The sequence below is a fragment of the Wolbachia endosymbiont (group A) of Dendrolimus pini genome (genome assembly GCF_964026835.1).
GTDB lineage: Bacteria > Pseudomonadota > Alphaproteobacteria > Rickettsiales > Anaplasmataceae > Wolbachia > Wolbachia pipientis.
Window position 1 is genome coordinate 1199952 of record NZ_OZ034702.1, and the last position, 17010, is coordinate 1216961.

The window sequence follows — 17010 nt, forward strand, 5'->3', positions numbered from 1 at the left end:
TATTTCAAAAAAGATCCCTAATATCATTTGACATTCCAGTTGCCATAAGCAAAAACAACACTAAAGCACCAAAAATAGCTGCATATTTTTGACATTTCAAGCTTAAATCCCTACGTATAACCGCTTCTATGATATAATGAAATAAATGCCCACCATCTAGCAGTGGTATTGGCAGCAAGTTAATTGCAGCTAAATTAGCTGAAATAATTGCCATGAAATACACAACCATAACGAACCCCTTTTTAGCTGATTGCCCTGAATACTTTGCGATTTTTATTGGCCCACCTATTTCATTGATACTCCTTTTACCAACAATAATGTGAAAGAGAGCTTTGATCGTTAAGCACATAGTGTGGTAAGTTTCACTTACTGATAAGCTCACAGCCCCAAGAAAAGACGACTGCTTTAATGTATTGACTGAAATAATCCCTATAGTTTCTCTTTCTATTGTGTTGCCAAAAACGTCTTTGTCCTTGATTATTAATGGAGTTAAACTGGTCCTGTGCTTCTCATTATTTCTGCTATACTCAATCTCCATTCTTATTTTAGGATTCGACATTATCACACGTGAAATATCTTCAAAGTATTTTATTTTATGCTCATTGATTTGTGTAATAGTGTCACCTGGCAACAAACCAGCTTGCTTAGCTGCACTACCTTCGATTACATTTTCAATCACCGGTGGAGTGCGATAATAACCTGCTATGCTAAAAAATATTGTAAAAGCTATAACAGCAAATACCATGTTTGCAAAAGGCCCTGCAAAAACTACTGCTGCTTTTTTATGACGCGGTTTTGTATGAAATGAATACAATTTTTCTTCTTCCGTTAATTCTTGTTGATCAGCTGGGACACTCGCTGCATTAGTATCTCCTAGCATTTTAACATAACCACCCAATGGAACAACGCTTAATTTCCATCTAGTTCCAGACTTATCGTTAAAACCAAAAATTTCAGGACCAAAACCTATGGAAAAAGATTCAACTTTAACTTTGCATGCTTTGGCAACAACATAATGCCCATATTCATGCACGAATACTATGACAGAAATTATTAAAGAAAATGATAAAAAATAATATATTCCATCGCTAAATTGATGGATAAGATTAGAAATTAATTCCACCTGTATATTTAGATCTTAACAAAATGTTAAGTATATTAAAATGCGCCTCGCTTGACAAGTATTTAGTTTAACTTTTAAATTAAAAAAAGTTTAATTGTAATGACAGATACCTCACTACTCAGAAGAAAATTAATATATAGAAGCTGGCATAGGGGTTGCAAAGAAACCGATATACTTTTAGGGCATTTCGCATTGAAATATCTTGATAAATTTTCCTTAAGCGAACTAATCGAATACGAAAAAATAGTTGATCTTGATGATTACGAATTATATTGTTACATAACTCGTAAGACAAACCTCCCTCCTGGCTTGAATAGTCAGATAGTCAATTTAATTGCTTGCTTTATTGAAGCTAATCCTTTATGCACTCAAGATTAGTGATAATCTTATTTACCTTATCTAGTACCTCAGTATATTCTATTCTTTTCTCGTTTCTATACTTTTCGCGCTCTTGATTTACTTCATCTAATCGCTTTGTTAATTCTAAAATTTTATCCTCAAGAATTAGTGCTGCAAGTAAGAAATTTAATGCATCCGAACCCTTACCTCCAGTTTTTTGAGATACAGAACTAACTAACTTGTCAAAACTATTAGCAAGGCGTAATAAATGATTCCCCTTCCCACTTTCGCAAGATATTTTATATGTGTTATTACGTATAACTATTTCTACTACTTGCATATGGTGCTAAAAATTTCTATCGTACAGTATAAACTCAAACCCCTACTTTCATCTTATTTATGGTATAAATTTTTATTCATTTATCAAATCAGATAATTTTTTACTGCTACGAAAATATGTTTTAAAGTATTGATTCTTTGTAAACTTCTGTAACATTAAATGGCTTGTTTCTTTCAAGTTATAACTTCTAACTGAAAAAGAACCAAACCCCCTAATTTCAACTCTATTATGATGTTTCAATGTGCTTGAAAGTATCCCAAAAAATCTATCAACTATAGCTGCTATAACAATCTTATCTAAAAAAGGATGTCTTTTTGCTACCCTCGCTATTATATCAGACTTTGTTGCCATTTATATGAAGCCAAAATAAGTAAACCTTATCACTTAGCAGATAATGCTATGTTATATTCTTCAACACCCAATACTTCAACTTCTATTTTTTCTGATATAGAGAATTTTTTATTCTCTGGTAAATGCTCTTGATCTATTAGAAGGGTTACATCGTTCTCAACTTCAACGACTAGTCCATTATCTTCTCTCTTACCTACAATAACCTGTATTTTATCACCTACCTTAACTTTCTTTATCAGTTCTTCAAGAGGATCATACTCTATTTGTTTTATTCCAAGATAAATTCTTGCCCGATTCACGTTAGCCCTTATTACTTTTGCTTCTATTTTATCACCTACATTATACTTCTTTATCTCATCTGAACCATTTTTAGACCAACTAAAATCTTTCACATATATTGTCCCTTCTACGTTCTCATCTATTTCAGAATCACCGAAAGCAACAGATACATATGAGCCGGTATTATTCTTCACTTCACCAGAAACAATAGAACCAGGAGGATATTTATTGATAAATACTTGCCAAGGGTTGTCTACACACCTTTTCATGCTTAAACTCATCCTACTCTTAGCAATGTCAATACTGAGAATTTTTACATATACTTCTTGTCCCCTTGTTACGAGACTACTAACTGGTAAATTACTCTTAACCCAAGTTATTTCTGACGAGTGCACTAAACCTTCAATTCCAGGTCTAAGCTCAACAAATAATCCATAATCTTCTATGCTTGTTACATAACCCTTATGCACACTATCAACTGGATATTTTGACTCTGCATCTTGCCAAGGGCTATCTTCTAGCTGCTTCACACCCAAGGAAATTTTAGCATTTTCCTTATCTATTTTTATAATTTTAACTTTTATAGTCTGACCACAAGTAAAAACTGCAGACGGATGACTTACCCTACTCCAAGAGATATCTGTAATATGTAACAATCCATCTATAACTCCCACTACATCTGATTCATGAATACCGACAAATACACCGTAATGAGTGATACTTTTTATTTTCCCTTCTATTATATCGCCTTCATTTAAAGATTCTAAAAATTTAATTTTTTCACCAGCGTGCAATTTTTCTAACACCAGCTTTCTTGATACTACAATATTGCCCTGCTTCTTATCCATTTTAAGCACGATGAACTTTTGTTCAGTTTCAATAAGGTGCTTCGCATCTTTTACTTGCTTCAAATCCACATGACTCAGCGGTAAAAAAGCGCTTATTCCGTCACCAAGATCAACAATAAAGCCACATTTAATTGAGCGTTTAATAACTCCGCTTACTTCAGCCCTTGTAACTGTATCTTCTTCCAACTTATTCCATTTTTCGTCCCTAATTGCTTTTTCACGACTAAGAACAACATTACCATGATAATCTTCAATTCTTTCCACATAAACTCTGATTTTCGAGCCAATAATGACCTCATCATTACAACCGAGTTCCTTGATCAGAATTCTCCCGTCAGATTTTAAACCAATATCAACCACAACGTCGTTAGGGTTTATTCTTGTAATTACACCTTCTACCACATCTCCTTCTTTAATTTTGTTAACAAAAGAATCTTCAAACAAGGTATTATCTTGATCCTCAAATTGGCCTTGACATATCTCTTCTATAAATTTGTTTGATGATAGCTTTCTGATAGTAACCGGTAGATTTACGACTGGATTATTATTATTCATACCTTTAACTTAAACTTTATTAGAACTCATATATTATATAATATTAACAATTATTGACAAGTAATTTTTCATTAACTCATTTCGAGAATTGTTTAAGCTATATAAAATATAGTGAGAAAATTATATATGTATCAAGAATATGCTATTTAAGAATAGCAAGTGGATTAGATCGTTCTCCAGAAGGTCCAGGCTAAAACCTGATGTTGATGAAATATTGGAAAAATATTCTATTCAAAACAGCAAGGAATCTATAGAGAAAATTGTAAATTCACAAAAAAGAATATGGGTAGAAATAGGCTTTGGCAACGGTGAAAATATGCTTTACCAGGTGCTCAATGAACCTGATCTATTATTTATAGGATGTGAGCCCTACTTAAAGGGGGTTTCTCGCTTGCTAACAAACATAGAAATACAGAACATAAAAAATATTTTAATGTGGACAGAAGATGCAAGAGAATTGATTGCAAATTTTCCTGATAACAGTGTTGAAAGATTCTTTATTCTCTTTCCAGATCCATGGCCAAAAAGAAGTCACAATAAAAGACGATTAATTAATACGGAATTTTTAAATTTATTAGCAAAAAAAATACTTATAACAGGGGAAATATTCATTGCAACCGATCATCAGGACTATGCAGAGTGGATAGCATCACATATAAAGCAGTGTAACTCTTTAATCTATAGGGAAGACGATTTCACAAGTTATACTCTTACAAAATACCACAGAAGAGCGCTCAAAGATCAGCGTAAAGTGAGGTTCTTTAAAGTAAGTGTTATTAATAATTTGCAGACTATGGATCAATAGAGTTTTTGCATATCTCTTTTACGTTAACTATAGATTAAAAATAATAAAAAAAGAGGGAGAAATAGAGTAAATTCCTTTAACTACTTCTCCTTATGAAGGAATAGACTTCTTGCATAACCCAAACTAAGTAGGAAAAAGGTATCATCCAAGTAGCCCCTTTCTCGTCATGCCGCCGCGGCGCTAACACGTAGCGGGATGATGAGGCTTATCGTCATGCCACCGCGAACCGTCATACTGTCACGGTATCTCTTAGCCGCTAACAAGTAGCGGGATGACGGTTGTCAGGTTAGCTGTTATCCCAGTTTTTGACACTGGGATGACAACGAAGGGCTACTTGGATGACAGGGAAGGATGCTGGAATGAAGGTTTTTCAAATTGTCGATAAACCTAAATCTATAATAACTATTTGCCTTTTTTCTAGGTTATGCAAGAAGTCTACTGAATAACAGTAAGATTTTTCAATCCTGTTCCACAGCAAATTTTAGTGCCATGTGAGTAGTTATGGTGCTGTTAACAATCAAAATAACAAAAACTAAGATGGTGATTAGTAGTGTATAAATATTCAAGGATAAATTTTCAAATTGAGTTAGCATTTTAAAATACACAAAGGTTGGCATTATCATTGGCAAAACAAGAATTTGCGATACTCCTGATGCTAAGTTGTTTCGACCAATCATCAATGCATTTCCAGTAGCTGAAATATTAATGATTATCAGCGTATTAAATAATAAAGACACTCCAACTGCTATTGAGTGTTCAATACTATTGCCTAGAATTGCAAAGCTGAATATGGAAGAAATTACTGAAATCGGTAACCCAAATAATAACCAGTGAGCGAAAATTTTATAAGCAACTATAAGCCTAGAAGAGAGTGGCTGTACAAAGATTTGCTCTAATATTCCATCATGATAATCAGATGTAAACAAATTATTTGTAGAAATCTGCAAAACAAATGTAGCACATATCCATGTTAATGTTAACATAACTTCTTGTTTATTGTTGTTTTTAAGTGTAAATGAAGATAAACTTAACATTATGATAAAAATACATACTATATAGGTAAAGTTCTTATCATCTATTACTAATTTTTTTACTGAGTCGATCATACTAGGCTTTTAAATGTTTATTATAAATTATAGTGTTTACTTTGAGGTAGTATAATTTTTTGTTCATAAATTATATAGGTTTTATTATTTTTTTGATAATGCAATTATGGAAAAGTTACCAAAAATAAAGTCACCAGAAGATTACACTCCTTCAGAAGATGAAGAATATATGAGCGTAAAACAACTGGAATACTTCAGCTTAAAGTTACAATCAATACTCGCTGAGTTAGAGAAACAAGAACTAGAAGATAATAGTATTGATACATACTATTCTGATGAAGATAGTGGAAACGAGGAATTAATCAAGCGTCGAAAAGATAGAAAAGAAAAAATTAAGGAGGCGTTAGAAAAAATAAAATTAGGCACTTATGGTTACTGCGATGGAACAGGAGAAGAAATAGGAGTCGAAAGACTTAAAGCTAATCCGCTTGCTATATATTGTATTGAAGAGCAAGAGAGAGTAGAAAAAGAAAAGAACGTGTACAACATTAACGATTAATTTACACATAAGTGGTGAGCCCATTGGACTTCAAGAGGAGCAAGAGGCGCTGAAGTATGTTATGCTATAAAGAAAGTGGAAAATTGGACATTCTCAACTTGACTCCTGCAGATTAAAAATTAAGTTGTATCCGTTCAGGCAATGGCGTCAACTTAAGGAAAAATATCAGCGATAGTGTATAAAATTTCTCTCTAAATTTTTTATCATTAAATTATCCAAAGAGTGCAAAAAACAGCACTTTTGTTTCTATTTTATTGCAACAAAAAAGTTTAAAATGTGTCTTTTTTAGGTGAAACATGCAAAAAGGAAAAAACCTTATTCTACAAATTAAAAATATAATATACTCGAAAACTTTTCAGAAAATCCATTGTGTTGAGTTTTACACGAACAAGAAAACTTCCTTTTTCGACAGTATTTTCTATGATTTTAAAGTTAGTTAAAAAAAGTTTGGGAATAGAATGTGAACTTATGGAGCCATTGACATGTACCCTCAAAGCAAGCTTTTTCTAAAGCAAGATATAAGATTTGCCATACAGGCTTTCAAGAATTTAAGCATCCAAACAGCCTATCAGGATGAACCTGAGTTGGAGAGGCTATAGACTTATTGCAGCAGATGGTTCTGGTATGAGATTACCCAGCTCTGGGGAAATTGTATCCGAGTTTGAACCAAATGGAACAACAGGCACCATTGGCAATTTGTTTGTTGATTTGTGTACTTCGCTGATTTGTAGTGCTCGTCTTGCAGCTTGGAATATAGGTGAACAAACGTTGGCGGCAGAGCAATTACCCGAAGTTATCACTCAAATGCGTTTATTAAATCAAGAGAAATTATTATTTATCTATGATCGTCTTCAGTAAAATTCATTCAGCAGCATTATGATTTGGAAGTAGATTTTATTTTTCGCTTGCAAAAAAGAAATTATAGTAAGCTATGGGAACGCTGGCGAATTAGATTTTGATTTTATATTAGAAAATGAAAAGCTAAAAAATAAAATGAAAGGACAGAAAGTAAGAGTTATAGTGCTGACATTAGCCAACTGAGAAACAGAGTTTTTGACCGAGACTTTGGAGCAAAGCTTATGTGTTAAGGTGGCACATAGAGGAGTGCTATAAACGACTCAAAGTAGGAGCAGAGTTAGAGAATTTTTCTGGAGAGGCTGTATTACAAGAATTTTGGGCAAACTTGGTCATGTGCAATATATTATCGCTTCATATGTGTGATGCACAAGGGCCTTGGAACCCAGATCAAATTACTGAGTATCGTTTAAATTTTTCAGTTTTATTTAGTGTAATGAGACAGAAACTCTATCAGGTACTTATTGCGCCAAAAAACTTTCAAGCCCTTTTTAAGTATACGCGCTAAAGTTAAAATCCGACCGGGACAGCCGCAATAAAGTAGATAAGCCTAAACGCCATCATGTCTTTAGGAGAGTTTGCTAATGAAAGTTCTTAAGTTGACGTCATTGACTGTTCCGATTCGTTATATGACATAAGAGCATCATATATTTCATGCAATGTATTTGAGATGTTTTTTTCCATATGTTGATTAATATGCCCATATATTGTCGTCTCTTCCGAACACTCTGTATCTTTATGTATATGATTTTGTTGCTTTAATCCTTCTCTATCTACACTCTCTATTTGCTCTGACACTAGCATAACTACCTCATATTTTACATAACGAAATAAAAAAATTCTAACTGTAGTATGCTTATATAATCTACGAAGTCAATAGTTAAATTGAAAAGTTTCGGTTATAATTTACTTCATATAGAACATGCCCTTGAATTATGCTAAAAATCGCCATAGTAGGCCTACCAAATGCTGGAAAATCGACCCTATTCAACAGATTAGTAGGAAGAAAAGCAGCAGTAGTGAGTAACATTCCAGGAGTGACAAGGGATAGGCGAGAGGGAATGGGGAGAATTAGCGATTTGGAGTTTAAAGTTATAGATACAGGAGGATGGAACGACCAAACTAGTTTTTCACTGCAAGTTATTGAGCAAATAGAGTTTTCTTTATCCAGTTCAAACATAATTTTCTTTCTTGTTGACGCAAAAGTGCAAAATGAGCGAAATAAAGAGTTTGCAAAGTGGCTGAAGAGAAAAATAAATAAACCTGTGATACTGATAGCAAATAAATGCGAGAGTCATAAATCCGAAAATGTTGATTATTTGCAGTTTTTTGATTTTCTTGGCCCGGTGTATATCTCTGCCGAGCATAATCTTGGCATGGTTGATCTTTATGATGCATTAGCTGGTGTTATTGAAAATTTTAACGAGAACACTGAGTTACCTAACAATGAACTGAGTAGGCTGAGGATCGCGATCATCGGCCGTCCGAATGTTGGAAAATCAACTTTTTTAAATGGTTTACTTGCAGAAAACAGACTAATAACAAGTTCAGAGCCAGGTACCACACGTGATTCTGTGGATATTACATATGATCATGATGGAGAGTTAATTGCTCTAATTGACACTGCCGGAATCCGCAGAAAGGCGAATGTTGTAGATGGCTTAGAATCAAGATTTGTTGAGAAAAGCATGGAATCAATCAAGCGCTCTCATGTGGTAGTTTTAATGCTAGACTCCCTAGTTGGTATTGAGCAGCAGGATTTATCAATTGGTGAAGCTGCAATTAAGGGAGGGAAAGGGATTATTGTTGTTTTAAATAAGTGGGATTTAATAGGTAAGGATGACAGAAGCAGGTTAATAAAATTTGTCAAACAACAGGAAGTAACTAGGTTATTCTTGGAAGTGCCAACTATAACAATTTCTGCGTTAAAAGGCATGCGCTGCGGTGATGTGATAGATAAGTGTCTTGAAGTGAGTGAATCCTTGAACAAGAAGATCAGCACTGCAAAACTGAATAAGTGGCTCATAGATGCTGTAGGAAAACATTCTCACCCTCTTGTAAAAGGCAAAGCAGTTAAAATGAAGTATATCGCTCAAATTGGTACTAAACCTCCAGCTTTTTCTTTGATATGTAACATACCTGAAAGTGTTGATGAAAGTTACAAACGCTATTTAATTAACGATCTCAGAAAAAATTTCTTTGCAGACGGTGTGCCAGTTAGATTGCTTTTGAAAAAAAATAAAAATCCCTATGTAAAATGAATACTCTGCTTTATACTTTCAGGGATAATTTACTTAAAGTTATGTGTAATAATTCCAGAATTCCTGCAATCTTTCTGCTGTCGAGTGCCGCTGCTCTAATTTTTGCATATGTGCTAGAATATTTTTTCAACATGCTGCCATGCAAGTTATGTACATACGAGCGAATAGTTTACTATATCGCCGGATTACTTGCAGTAGCGTGCATGCTTAAAGACAACAAAATTCTAATCTATGCAATGTTTTGCAGCTACCTCATAGGTGCAGTAATATCTTTTTATCATATAGGTCTTGAACTCCACTTATTTCATGATGTTTTAGGTTGTACAGAGCAAGCAAGTGGTAACGTTAGTATAGAAGAGCTCAGAAATAATCTACTAAATCCTAATTACTCTCCATCTTGTGACAGACCTCATTACGTTCTAGGTGTTTCCTTAGCAACATGGAATCTAATTTATCTCATAGTAGCTCTGTTCGTATCAGGTAAGGTGTATTGTGGAGAAAGAAAGAAATCTAAATAATTTAAGGTACAGCAACAATCAGTTCTTGCAACAGGCAATTAGAGTAGATCACGCTGGAGAATATGGAGCTATTTGCATTTATTCTGGTCAAAAATTTATTCTTAAGAAATCTTCTATAATCAATGAAATAATTGAAATGGAAGAGCAGGAAAAAAAGCATTTTCACTATTTTAATGAGAAAATCAAAGAGCAAAAAGTTCGTCCTACTGTTTTGTTGCCTGTTTGGCGTGTTTTAGGAGTGTCGCTTGGCGTTGCAACTGCCATTATGGGCAAAAAAGCTGCTATGGCTTGCACTGCTGCAGTTGAAGAAGTTATCGGGGAGCACTACAAAGAGCAAGTTTCACATTTAGAAGATGGGGAATTAAGAGAAACTATAAGTAAATTTCGCGACGAGGAGTTAGAGCACAAAGATATTGCAATTCAGCACAATGCTGAAAGCGCATTTGGCTACAACATTTTATCATCATTCATAAAAACAGGCTGCAAAACTGCTATTTACTTGTCTAAGTTAATTTAACTAAGCAACTTTCTTAAAGTGTTTTAAATGTTCTGATAACAACAGAAACCAGGAAGGAATTCAAGTGTAACAATTATTTTATAACTATATTTACATATCACCATTATTAATAAATAATTAGTATTTGTAAATTAAATACATCTAAAGTATAGACTGCAAAGGAGGCAAAAGTGCGTTTTAATTTAGAAGAGGGAAATGCTCTTATGTAATACCTGCCACAGGTTCACAACTGTACGAACATTCATTTTTGAAGGTAAATTGCACAGCAAATGGTGTCATTCCAGTCTGGAATCCAGAAATTTTGCTTATAACTGAGCTGATAAGCTAAAGGTAATTGTCTTACACTAAAACAAACGTTTTTAATTAAGTTGCATAGAACCAGTGTCTGGGCACTGGGATGACACCCCACTGGTGGTCCAAACTACAACGTTCGTACAGTTGTGGATTCCAGACTGGGATGACACCCTACTGATGGGCCCAAATCACAATGTTCGTACAGTTGTGGGTCAGGCTATAGGATGACAGAAGTTGACTTTATTAGCTATAGGTGGTATGACACTTAGTCAATTTAAGTAAGCAGATGATCTTAGCTACAAAAGTATTTTTTACCTCATTTGTTTTTGGGTTTATTCTTTTTCCCTATTTTATAAAGCTTCTAAAAAAAATAAGCAAAGATGGGCAACCAATTAGATCATGTGGACCAGAAAGTCATTTAATAACAAAAAAGAATGTACCACCTATGGGCGGAATAATAATACTGATTTCTTCTTTATTACCAATTTTACTCTGGGCTCAGTTAACACCAGAAATTTTGCTGCTGATATTGATAACTCTATTTTTTGCTCTACTTGGATTTATTGATGATTATTTAAAATTGAAGACAAATCACTATCGAGGTTTAAGTGCAAAAACCAAAATACTTATTCAGTTTATTGTTGCTCTGGTTGGTGTGTTTATACTTAAGCTATACTCTGCTGAATGTTTTACAAAAACGTCCCTATTTAAAGGAGTAATAATAGATTTTGGCTATCTATATGTTCCGTTTGCTGCGTTTGTAATTGTCGGCTCTTCTAATGCTGTGAATCTCACAGATGGTTTGGATGGCCTTGCTGCAACTCAAGTTATCACTTCCTTTGCTTTTTTGGGGCTAATTGCATATATAACTCAGGCAGATATGAATATTACTTTATTCTGCATTGCATTTATAGGAGCTATTCTAAGTTTCTTGTGGTTTAACACACATCCAGCAAAAATATTTATGGGTGATGTTGGTAGCTTGTCGGTAGGTGCGGCTTTAGGGTTAACTAGTGTCCTAATTAAAAGAGAAATGCTTTTTGCCATTATTGGAATAATCTTTGTAATAGAGACTCTATCTGTTATTATTCAGATATCATATTTTAAATATACAAAGTTTAAATATGGAGAAGGAAAAAGAGTTTTTCTTATGGCACCAATACATCATCACTTTGAGAAGAAGGGATGGTCAGAAAATACAATCGTTATGAAATTTTGGATAATTTCTATTATCTGTTCAGTTTTTACTATAACTTTCTTATTATAAAAACCTATGAAATACCCAGACTTTACATTAGAAAATAAATTATCAGGAGTGATAGCAGGAGTGGATGAAGTTGGAAGAGGTCCGCTAGCTGGTCCAGTAATATCCGCAGCCGTAGTGTTTATTGATAGAAATACAATTATTGATGGAATCAACGACTCGAAAAAGTTGACTCCTCAATGTAGGCAAGTCCTATATGAAAAAATAATATCCGTTGCAAAATTTGGTATAGGAATGGCAAGCGTAGAAGAAATAAATTCATACAATATCTTGCAAGCAACAAAACTTTCAATGAAACGTGCGTTGATAGACTTGGACCTAGAATTAGATTATGTGCTAGTTGATGGTAATCAACCACCTGAAGTGAAATGGCAAGTGAAATCCATAGTAAATGGTGATAATTTGAGTACATCAATTGCAGCAGCTTCAATCGTTGCAAAAGTTACGAGAGATCGGCTTATGCAAGAATTGCACAATAAGCATCCTGAATATAATTGGTATAAAAATAAAGGATATGGGACAAAAGAGCACCTTAACGCTATTGGCCTTTATGGAATTACAGAACATCATAGAAAAAATTTTGCACCCATATCTCGGGCATTATAGCCTTTACCCTTTTTTGAAAGGTATGGTTTCATTAAATAGGCAAACTGTACTCGATCCATTCCTTAAGGTAAACACTGAACTTACCCTTTCGATTATCAGGTAGTTATCAACTGTACGGAAATTTACTAAAGACTCATATCCTGCAGAATCAACCATAAAAACTGCCGGAAAATCAGAGTTTATTTTATTGAATTGTAGATATGTAAATTTTCCGTCATCAAAAACCTTAATTGGTATTATTGACTGACTACCTTTGACGTGCGAGATGGAATAATTAAAATTTAATCCCTTCTTTACAACTTCAATATCATTGATATCAGGAATAATGGTATGACTAGCTTGTTCGAAGATATCACCGTTATTTGTTGTGTAAATCTCATCACTGCTAAATAGTGGATAAAGAAACCTTACTTCATATGCTAATCTTGGATCATCTAGTCCAGTTGCTTCTTCAGCATGAAGTTCAAAGTAATAAACTCTTTTATTGGTAATTATAGTTGCATTAGTATCGGCAATATCATCTATAGGCTTAATAAACAATCTATTACCTTGAGGAAGGAGTTGCCAACCAGTTGAATCACCCATTGAAAGGTTTTGTATTACCTCCCCTGGTTCAAACAATATACTGGACTGATAACCATAAAAACCCGTATACTTATGTATAGCTTGTGGGTTATAATTTATCACCTTTATGTGATTATCTCCAGCTATTGAACGTGGCTCCTGTTTTGCAAGTGCATCACTACCACAGAGGAACAACAGTACGGCAAACAGTAAACCAATCATAATATCAAAATAAATTAATTTTCATTTTATCATTGATAGACATGCACTGCAACTATTAAGGCACTTTCTATACTATAAACCCCAAAGCAAGCGGTAGAAAAGGCAAGAAATAAGGCAAACTCCTTAAATACTTTAGAACTACAGGAGGCTTTACCTGAACGGATATACTTGGAATCCTGCCATTTTCACTTTGTAAACATACCAAGAATTCTGTCCATTATTCCACCCATATTTGCTTCAGCTTGAGTATACTCTATTTTACCACCATGCAAGATTAGTTTAATATCTGATCCAGGTGATATATTAACAAATTTACTGCCAACAACTCCACTGCTAGTGATCAGAGCTGAACTATCAATTGGCAATTTTATGTCTTTGCTTATACACATATCGATTCGTGCTACGTAGGTAGCTTTGTCAAGTGATACACCAGTTATGCTTCCAACATCTACACCAGAGATCTTGACACTATCACCAACTCCTATACCGTTAGCGTTAGCAAAAAGACCATATATTTTATAGCAATCCTTATAGTTTTTCTTTATGTAAGATAGCTTATCAATAGCAAAGAAAATCAGAAAAATAGTAAAAATTAATACAAATAATCCAGCGGTTATTTCAAGTATATTTGACCTTCGCATCTTTAGTTATCAGGACTCCAGCTTTTATAGTAATTTTTCACTTTTTGGTTTGGATAGTATGCATCTTTTGTACCCGTTAAATTAGGAGTATGTTTTACTTTTCTTTTTTTATTATTAACTGGTACTACATTATCAGTATAGTGAAGCCATATATGCCATTCCGGAGGCACTGTTGTAGGCTCAGAGACACTGCTATACATAACCCACCTTTTTCCTTTACTTGATTCATAGTAAGAATTTCCATTTTCATCTCTTCCTACAAATTTATCTTCTCTTCGTAATAGGCGTTTTATTGCGTTACAAATTTTAGATAACATAAGGGTATTAAAACAAAAAGTATTATATATACTAATACTTTAACGATATATTAACAACAATTTAATGCAATTACCAATTTTACAAGTTATTATCCCAATAATTGCATCAATGTTTTGCTTTCTTGCCAAGAAACACAAGGTATCTTGGTTTATTTCTTTTATTGCAACAACAATCACTCTTATCATTTCATCAATACTACTCATTAAAACATATAAAGGCGAAATTATAACTTATCACCTTGGGGATTGGGCTCCCCCGTACGGCATAGAGTTAAGAATCGACGTGTTGAACTCCTTGATTCTAACTTTGGTGAATTTTATAGCGCTGATTAGCGTGCTTTATAGCTTTTATATTAACGAAAAAGAAATTAGCAAAAACAAAATCACTGGTTTTTACTCTCTATTTCTACTGTGCTTAAGCGGACTGTTCGGGATTCTAGTAACAAACGACATATTTAACCTTTACGTTTTCTTGGAAATTTCATCTCTTTCTTCTTATGTATTAGTTTCAATGGGAAGGGATAAAAAAGCCTTGGTTGCAGCATTTGAATATCTAATTAGTGGAACAATAGGTGCAACATTTTATTTATTTGGCATCGGGCTCTTGTATTCAATGACTGGAACGCTCAATATGTCTGACATGGCTGAAAGAATAGTTCCATTATACGATAACAACATCATAAAACTTGGCACGTTGTTCATTTTTGTTGGTCTCTCAATCAAAATGGCACTGTTTCCATTAAGCAGGTGGCTGGTTAATGCATATAGTGAGGCGCCAAGTTTCATTAGCATATTCTTTTCAGGCACAGTGACAAAAGTGATGATATATGTTTTCATCAGAATCTTTTATACTGTTTTTCATCAAAATTTTTTCTTGTTTAAGCCGCTACTGGACAATGTGATAATTATCCTCGCACTTTGCGCTATTGTATTTGGGTCGATATTTGCAATAACCGCAAAAGACATAAAAAGACTGCTTGCTCACTCTAGTATTAGCCAAATTGGTTATATAATTTTAGCACTGAGTTTTAACTCAAAAACAGGTGTATTTGCAGCAATTCTTCACATAGTAAACCACAGCATAATAAAAACATCTTTATTTATGGCTGCAGGATGTATTTCTTACAAATTTGATACAACAAAAATAGAGAATTTATCGGGACTCAAGAAATCAATGCCTTATACAGCACTTGCGTTCACTCTACTCAGTTTAGCATTAATCGGTGTGCCTTTAACAAATGGCTTTGTAAGCAAGTGGTATATAATGAAAGCAATTATCGAATCTCGCGCGTGGATTTCCCTGATAGCTTTTGCTGCCGGTTCTTTTCTTGCACTAATATACATGTGGAAGATGGTAGAGAAAATGTATTTTGAAAATGATGCAACGTCACGCACTAGAATGACACTAGGCAAAATTAATGATGTGCCATTTCCTATGCTTTTCTGTCTATTGTTTATGGCAGCTTTAACAGTAGTAACTGGAATATATAGCACTCCAATTCGGTTAGTAGTTGAGAAGTTGGTTTTTTGATTTTTATCTTTGTTTCATATTTTACTATACTTTAAGGTTATAAGGTCTTTATTGTGGGTAGGCTGAAGAAGATTCATTGGTTATTAGTCATTAACGTGATAGCGCTGTTTTGCGTTGGCATTGTTGTTCAATACTCTTCTGCTGGAGGAAAGTGGGTGCCATTTGCGATTCACCAACTGGTCATATTTTCCTTCTTTTTCCTACTCGCTATAGCTATGTCATTCATAGAGCTAGATTTTTATTTGAAGTACGCCTACTTTTTTTATATAGCAGCAGCGATTTCACTATTAGCAGTAAATTTTTTTGGCTCACACATAATGGGTGCAACAAGGTGGATAAGAATTGGATCAATTAGTTTGCAACCATCAGAATTTGCAAAAGTAGGCTTAATACTTGCGCTTGCTCGCTATTTTGATAAGCAGAGTATGTATAAAATGATGGAATTTAAAAGATTGCTTAAGGCACTTATAATTATTTTCTTACCCGTGTTCTTGGTGTTAAAGCAACCTAATTTAGGCACAGCTATGATAATGTTATTTATAGGGATATCAATTATATTCACAACAATAATAAAAAGATCTCATTCAGTAATATGTGGAACTCTTGGCATTTTTGCAGTACCGGCTATTTGGCCTTTTTTACGTCCTTATCACAAGCAAAGGATATTGTCATTTTTGGATTCATCAGTGGATCCACTTGGAATAGGTTATAATGCGCAGCAATCTCAGATAGCTATTGGTTCAGGGGGTTTACTTGGCAAGGGTTTTTTGAGTGGAAGTCAAACTCAACTTGGATTTTTGCCGGAGAAACGTACGGATTTTGCTTTTGCAGTGCTGAGTGAGGAGTGGGGCTTTTTAGGTAGCATGGCTTTAATTTTGCTTTATACCTCATTACTTGGAGTAATTTTCTCTATCGCTTATAGGTCGAAAAATTATTTTTCTAAGTCGGTATCTATCGGCATTTTCGCCTTTTTTAGCGCTCATTTTTTTGTAAACATTGGAATGTCAATAGGCCTCTTGCCTGTGATAGGCGATCCACTGCCATTTCTTTCCTATGGAGGAAGTACAACTGCTGCAAGCTTGATATGCATAGGATTATTGCTGGCAATAAAAGCAGATGAACAACAAAATGCTTGTATTTTACCTATGCTAAAGTAAAATTAAACTTTACTTAAT

The 17010-nt window shown here is 34.1% G+C and carries 19 protein-coding genes and 1 pseudogene; 11 read left to right on the forward strand and 9 right to left on the reverse strand.

Going from position 1 to position 17010, the window contains the following annotated elements; genetic code table 11:
- Nucleotides 1–4: 4 nt before the first annotated feature.
- Entirely contained in the window at nucleotides 5–1123 is a 1119-nt protein-coding gene (rseP, locus tag AAGD66_RS05965) for an RIP metalloprotease RseP (RefSeq protein WP_341814453.1), read from the reverse strand.
- A 99-nt stretch (nucleotides 1124–1222) separates the two neighbouring features.
- Between rseP and AAGD66_RS05970 the strand changes: the two genes are divergently transcribed.
- Nucleotides 1223–1501, forward strand: a complete 279-nt coding sequence (locus AAGD66_RS05970) for a succinate dehydrogenase assembly factor 2 (RefSeq protein WP_006279484.1) — start codon at nucleotides 1223–1225, stop codon at nucleotides 1499–1501.
- Here AAGD66_RS05970 and AAGD66_RS05975 read toward each other — a convergent pair.
- From AAGD66_RS05975 to AAGD66_RS05985, 3 genes are all read right to left on the reverse strand, one after another.
- Nucleotides 1476–1802 (reverse strand): cell division protein ZapA, encoded by a 327-nt coding sequence (locus tag AAGD66_RS05975; protein WP_010082086.1) that lies wholly within the window; start codon nucleotides 1800–1802, stop codon nucleotides 1476–1478. The two genes, AAGD66_RS05970 and AAGD66_RS05975, sit on opposite strands and share 26 nt — an antisense overlap.
- Nucleotides 1803–1874: 72 nt before the next feature.
- Nucleotides 1875–2153 carry an HU family DNA-binding protein gene (locus AAGD66_RS05980; protein WP_010963035.1) on the reverse strand — a complete coding sequence of 93 codons (279 nt, stop codon included), beginning with the start codon at nucleotides 2151–2153 and terminating at the stop codon, nucleotides 1875–1877.
- A 29-nt stretch (nucleotides 2154–2182) separates the two neighbouring features.
- Nucleotides 2183–3835, reverse strand: coding sequence for a 30S ribosomal protein S1 (locus AAGD66_RS05985; RefSeq protein ID WP_012673366.1), 1653 nt, complete (start codon nucleotides 3833–3835; stop codon nucleotides 2183–2185).
- Between the two features lie 139 nt (nucleotides 3836–3974).
- Here AAGD66_RS05985 and trmB point away from each other — a divergent pair, with 139 nt between their 5' ends.
- On the forward strand, nucleotides 3975–4640 hold the full coding sequence (gene trmB / locus AAGD66_RS05990) for a tRNA (guanosine(46)-N7)-methyltransferase TrmB (protein ID WP_012673367.1): 666 nt from the start codon (nucleotides 3975–3977) through the stop codon (nucleotides 4638–4640).
- Nucleotides 4641–5098: 458 nt separating this feature from the next.
- Here the strand turns inward: trmB and AAGD66_RS05995 are convergent, their stop codons facing one another.
- Complete coding sequence (locus AAGD66_RS05995) at nucleotides 5099–5746, reverse strand: heme exporter protein CcmB (protein WP_151808123.1); 648 nt, start codon at nucleotides 5744–5746, stop codon at nucleotides 5099–5101.
- Nucleotides 5747–5852: 106 nt separating this feature from the next.
- On the opposite strand from AAGD66_RS05995, the gene AAGD66_RS06000 reads away from it, so the two are divergent.
- Complete coding sequence (locus tag AAGD66_RS06000) at nucleotides 5853–6245, forward strand: TraR/DksA family transcriptional regulator (RefSeq protein ID WP_010963040.1); 393 nt, start codon at nucleotides 5853–5855, stop codon at nucleotides 6243–6245.
- A gap of 296 nt (nucleotides 6246–6541) precedes the next feature.
- Nucleotides 6542–7685 (forward strand): annotated as a pseudogene (locus AAGD66_RS06005) (transposase).
- 9 nt (nucleotides 7686–7694) lie between these two features.
- On the opposite strand, the gene AAGD66_RS06010 reads toward AAGD66_RS06005, so the two are convergent.
- Entirely contained in the window at nucleotides 7695–7904 is a 210-nt protein-coding gene (locus AAGD66_RS06010; protein WP_155969249.1) for a hypothetical protein, read from the reverse strand.
- A 131-nt stretch (nucleotides 7905–8035) separates the two neighbouring features.
- Between AAGD66_RS06010 and der the strand changes: the two genes are divergently transcribed.
- From der to AAGD66_RS06035, 5 genes are all read left to right on the forward strand, one after another.
- A complete protein-coding gene (gene der / locus AAGD66_RS06015) occupies nucleotides 8036–9361 on the forward strand; it encodes a ribosome biogenesis GTPase Der (protein WP_265024507.1) in 1326 nt (441 codons plus the stop codon).
- Nucleotides 9358–9879, forward strand: coding sequence for a disulfide bond formation protein B (locus AAGD66_RS06020; protein WP_015589379.1), 522 nt, complete (start codon nucleotides 9358–9360; stop codon nucleotides 9877–9879). The genes der and AAGD66_RS06020 overlap by 4 nt, the downstream gene beginning before the upstream one ends.
- On the forward strand, nucleotides 9854–10396 hold the full coding sequence (locus AAGD66_RS06025) for a demethoxyubiquinone hydroxylase family protein (protein ID WP_006279362.1): 543 nt from the start codon (nucleotides 9854–9856) through the stop codon (nucleotides 10394–10396). Before AAGD66_RS06020 ends, AAGD66_RS06025 begins: the two co-directional genes overlap by 26 nt.
- A gap of 580 nt (nucleotides 10397–10976) precedes the next feature.
- Nucleotides 10977–11957, forward strand: coding sequence for a phospho-N-acetylmuramoyl-pentapeptide-transferase (gene mraY / locus AAGD66_RS06030; protein ID WP_155969251.1), 981 nt, complete (start codon nucleotides 10977–10979; stop codon nucleotides 11955–11957).
- Nucleotides 11958–11963: 6 nt separating this feature from the next.
- Nucleotides 11964–12560 (forward strand): ribonuclease HII, encoded by a 597-nt coding sequence (locus AAGD66_RS06035; protein WP_015589381.1) that lies wholly within the window; start codon nucleotides 11964–11966, stop codon nucleotides 12558–12560.
- 3 nt (nucleotides 12561–12563) lie between these two features.
- Here AAGD66_RS06035 and virB9 read toward each other — a convergent pair whose 3' ends face one another.
- From virB9 to AAGD66_RS06050, 3 genes are all read right to left on the reverse strand, one after another.
- The gene (virB9, locus tag AAGD66_RS06040; protein ID WP_010082330.1) at nucleotides 12564–13346 is read right to left on the reverse strand and encodes a P-type conjugative transfer protein VirB9; all 783 of its coding nucleotides are present in this window, start codon (nucleotides 13344–13346) and stop codon (nucleotides 12564–12566) included.
- A gap of 185 nt (nucleotides 13347–13531) precedes the next feature.
- Nucleotides 13532–13987, reverse strand: a complete 456-nt coding sequence (gene mlaD, locus AAGD66_RS06045; RefSeq protein WP_007548591.1) for an outer membrane lipid asymmetry maintenance protein MlaD — start codon at nucleotides 13985–13987, stop codon at nucleotides 13532–13534.
- 2 nt (nucleotides 13988–13989) lie between these two features.
- On the reverse strand, nucleotides 13990–14304 hold the full coding sequence (locus tag AAGD66_RS06050; protein ID WP_007548590.1) for an NADH-ubiquinone oxidoreductase subunit NDUFA12 family protein: 315 nt from the start codon (nucleotides 14302–14304) through the stop codon (nucleotides 13990–13992).
- 64 nt (nucleotides 14305–14368) lie between these two features.
- Between AAGD66_RS06050 and AAGD66_RS06055 the strand changes: the two genes are divergently transcribed.
- Nucleotides 14369–15835 (forward strand): proton-conducting transporter membrane subunit, encoded by a 1467-nt coding sequence (locus tag AAGD66_RS06055; RefSeq protein ID WP_155969254.1) that lies wholly within the window; start codon nucleotides 14369–14371, stop codon nucleotides 15833–15835.
- 53 nt (nucleotides 15836–15888) lie between these two features.
- Nucleotides 15889–16992, forward strand: a complete 1104-nt coding sequence (rodA, locus tag AAGD66_RS06060) for a rod shape-determining protein RodA (RefSeq protein WP_264723846.1) — start codon at nucleotides 15889–15891, stop codon at nucleotides 16990–16992.
- Nucleotides 16993–17010: the final 18 nt, after the last annotated feature.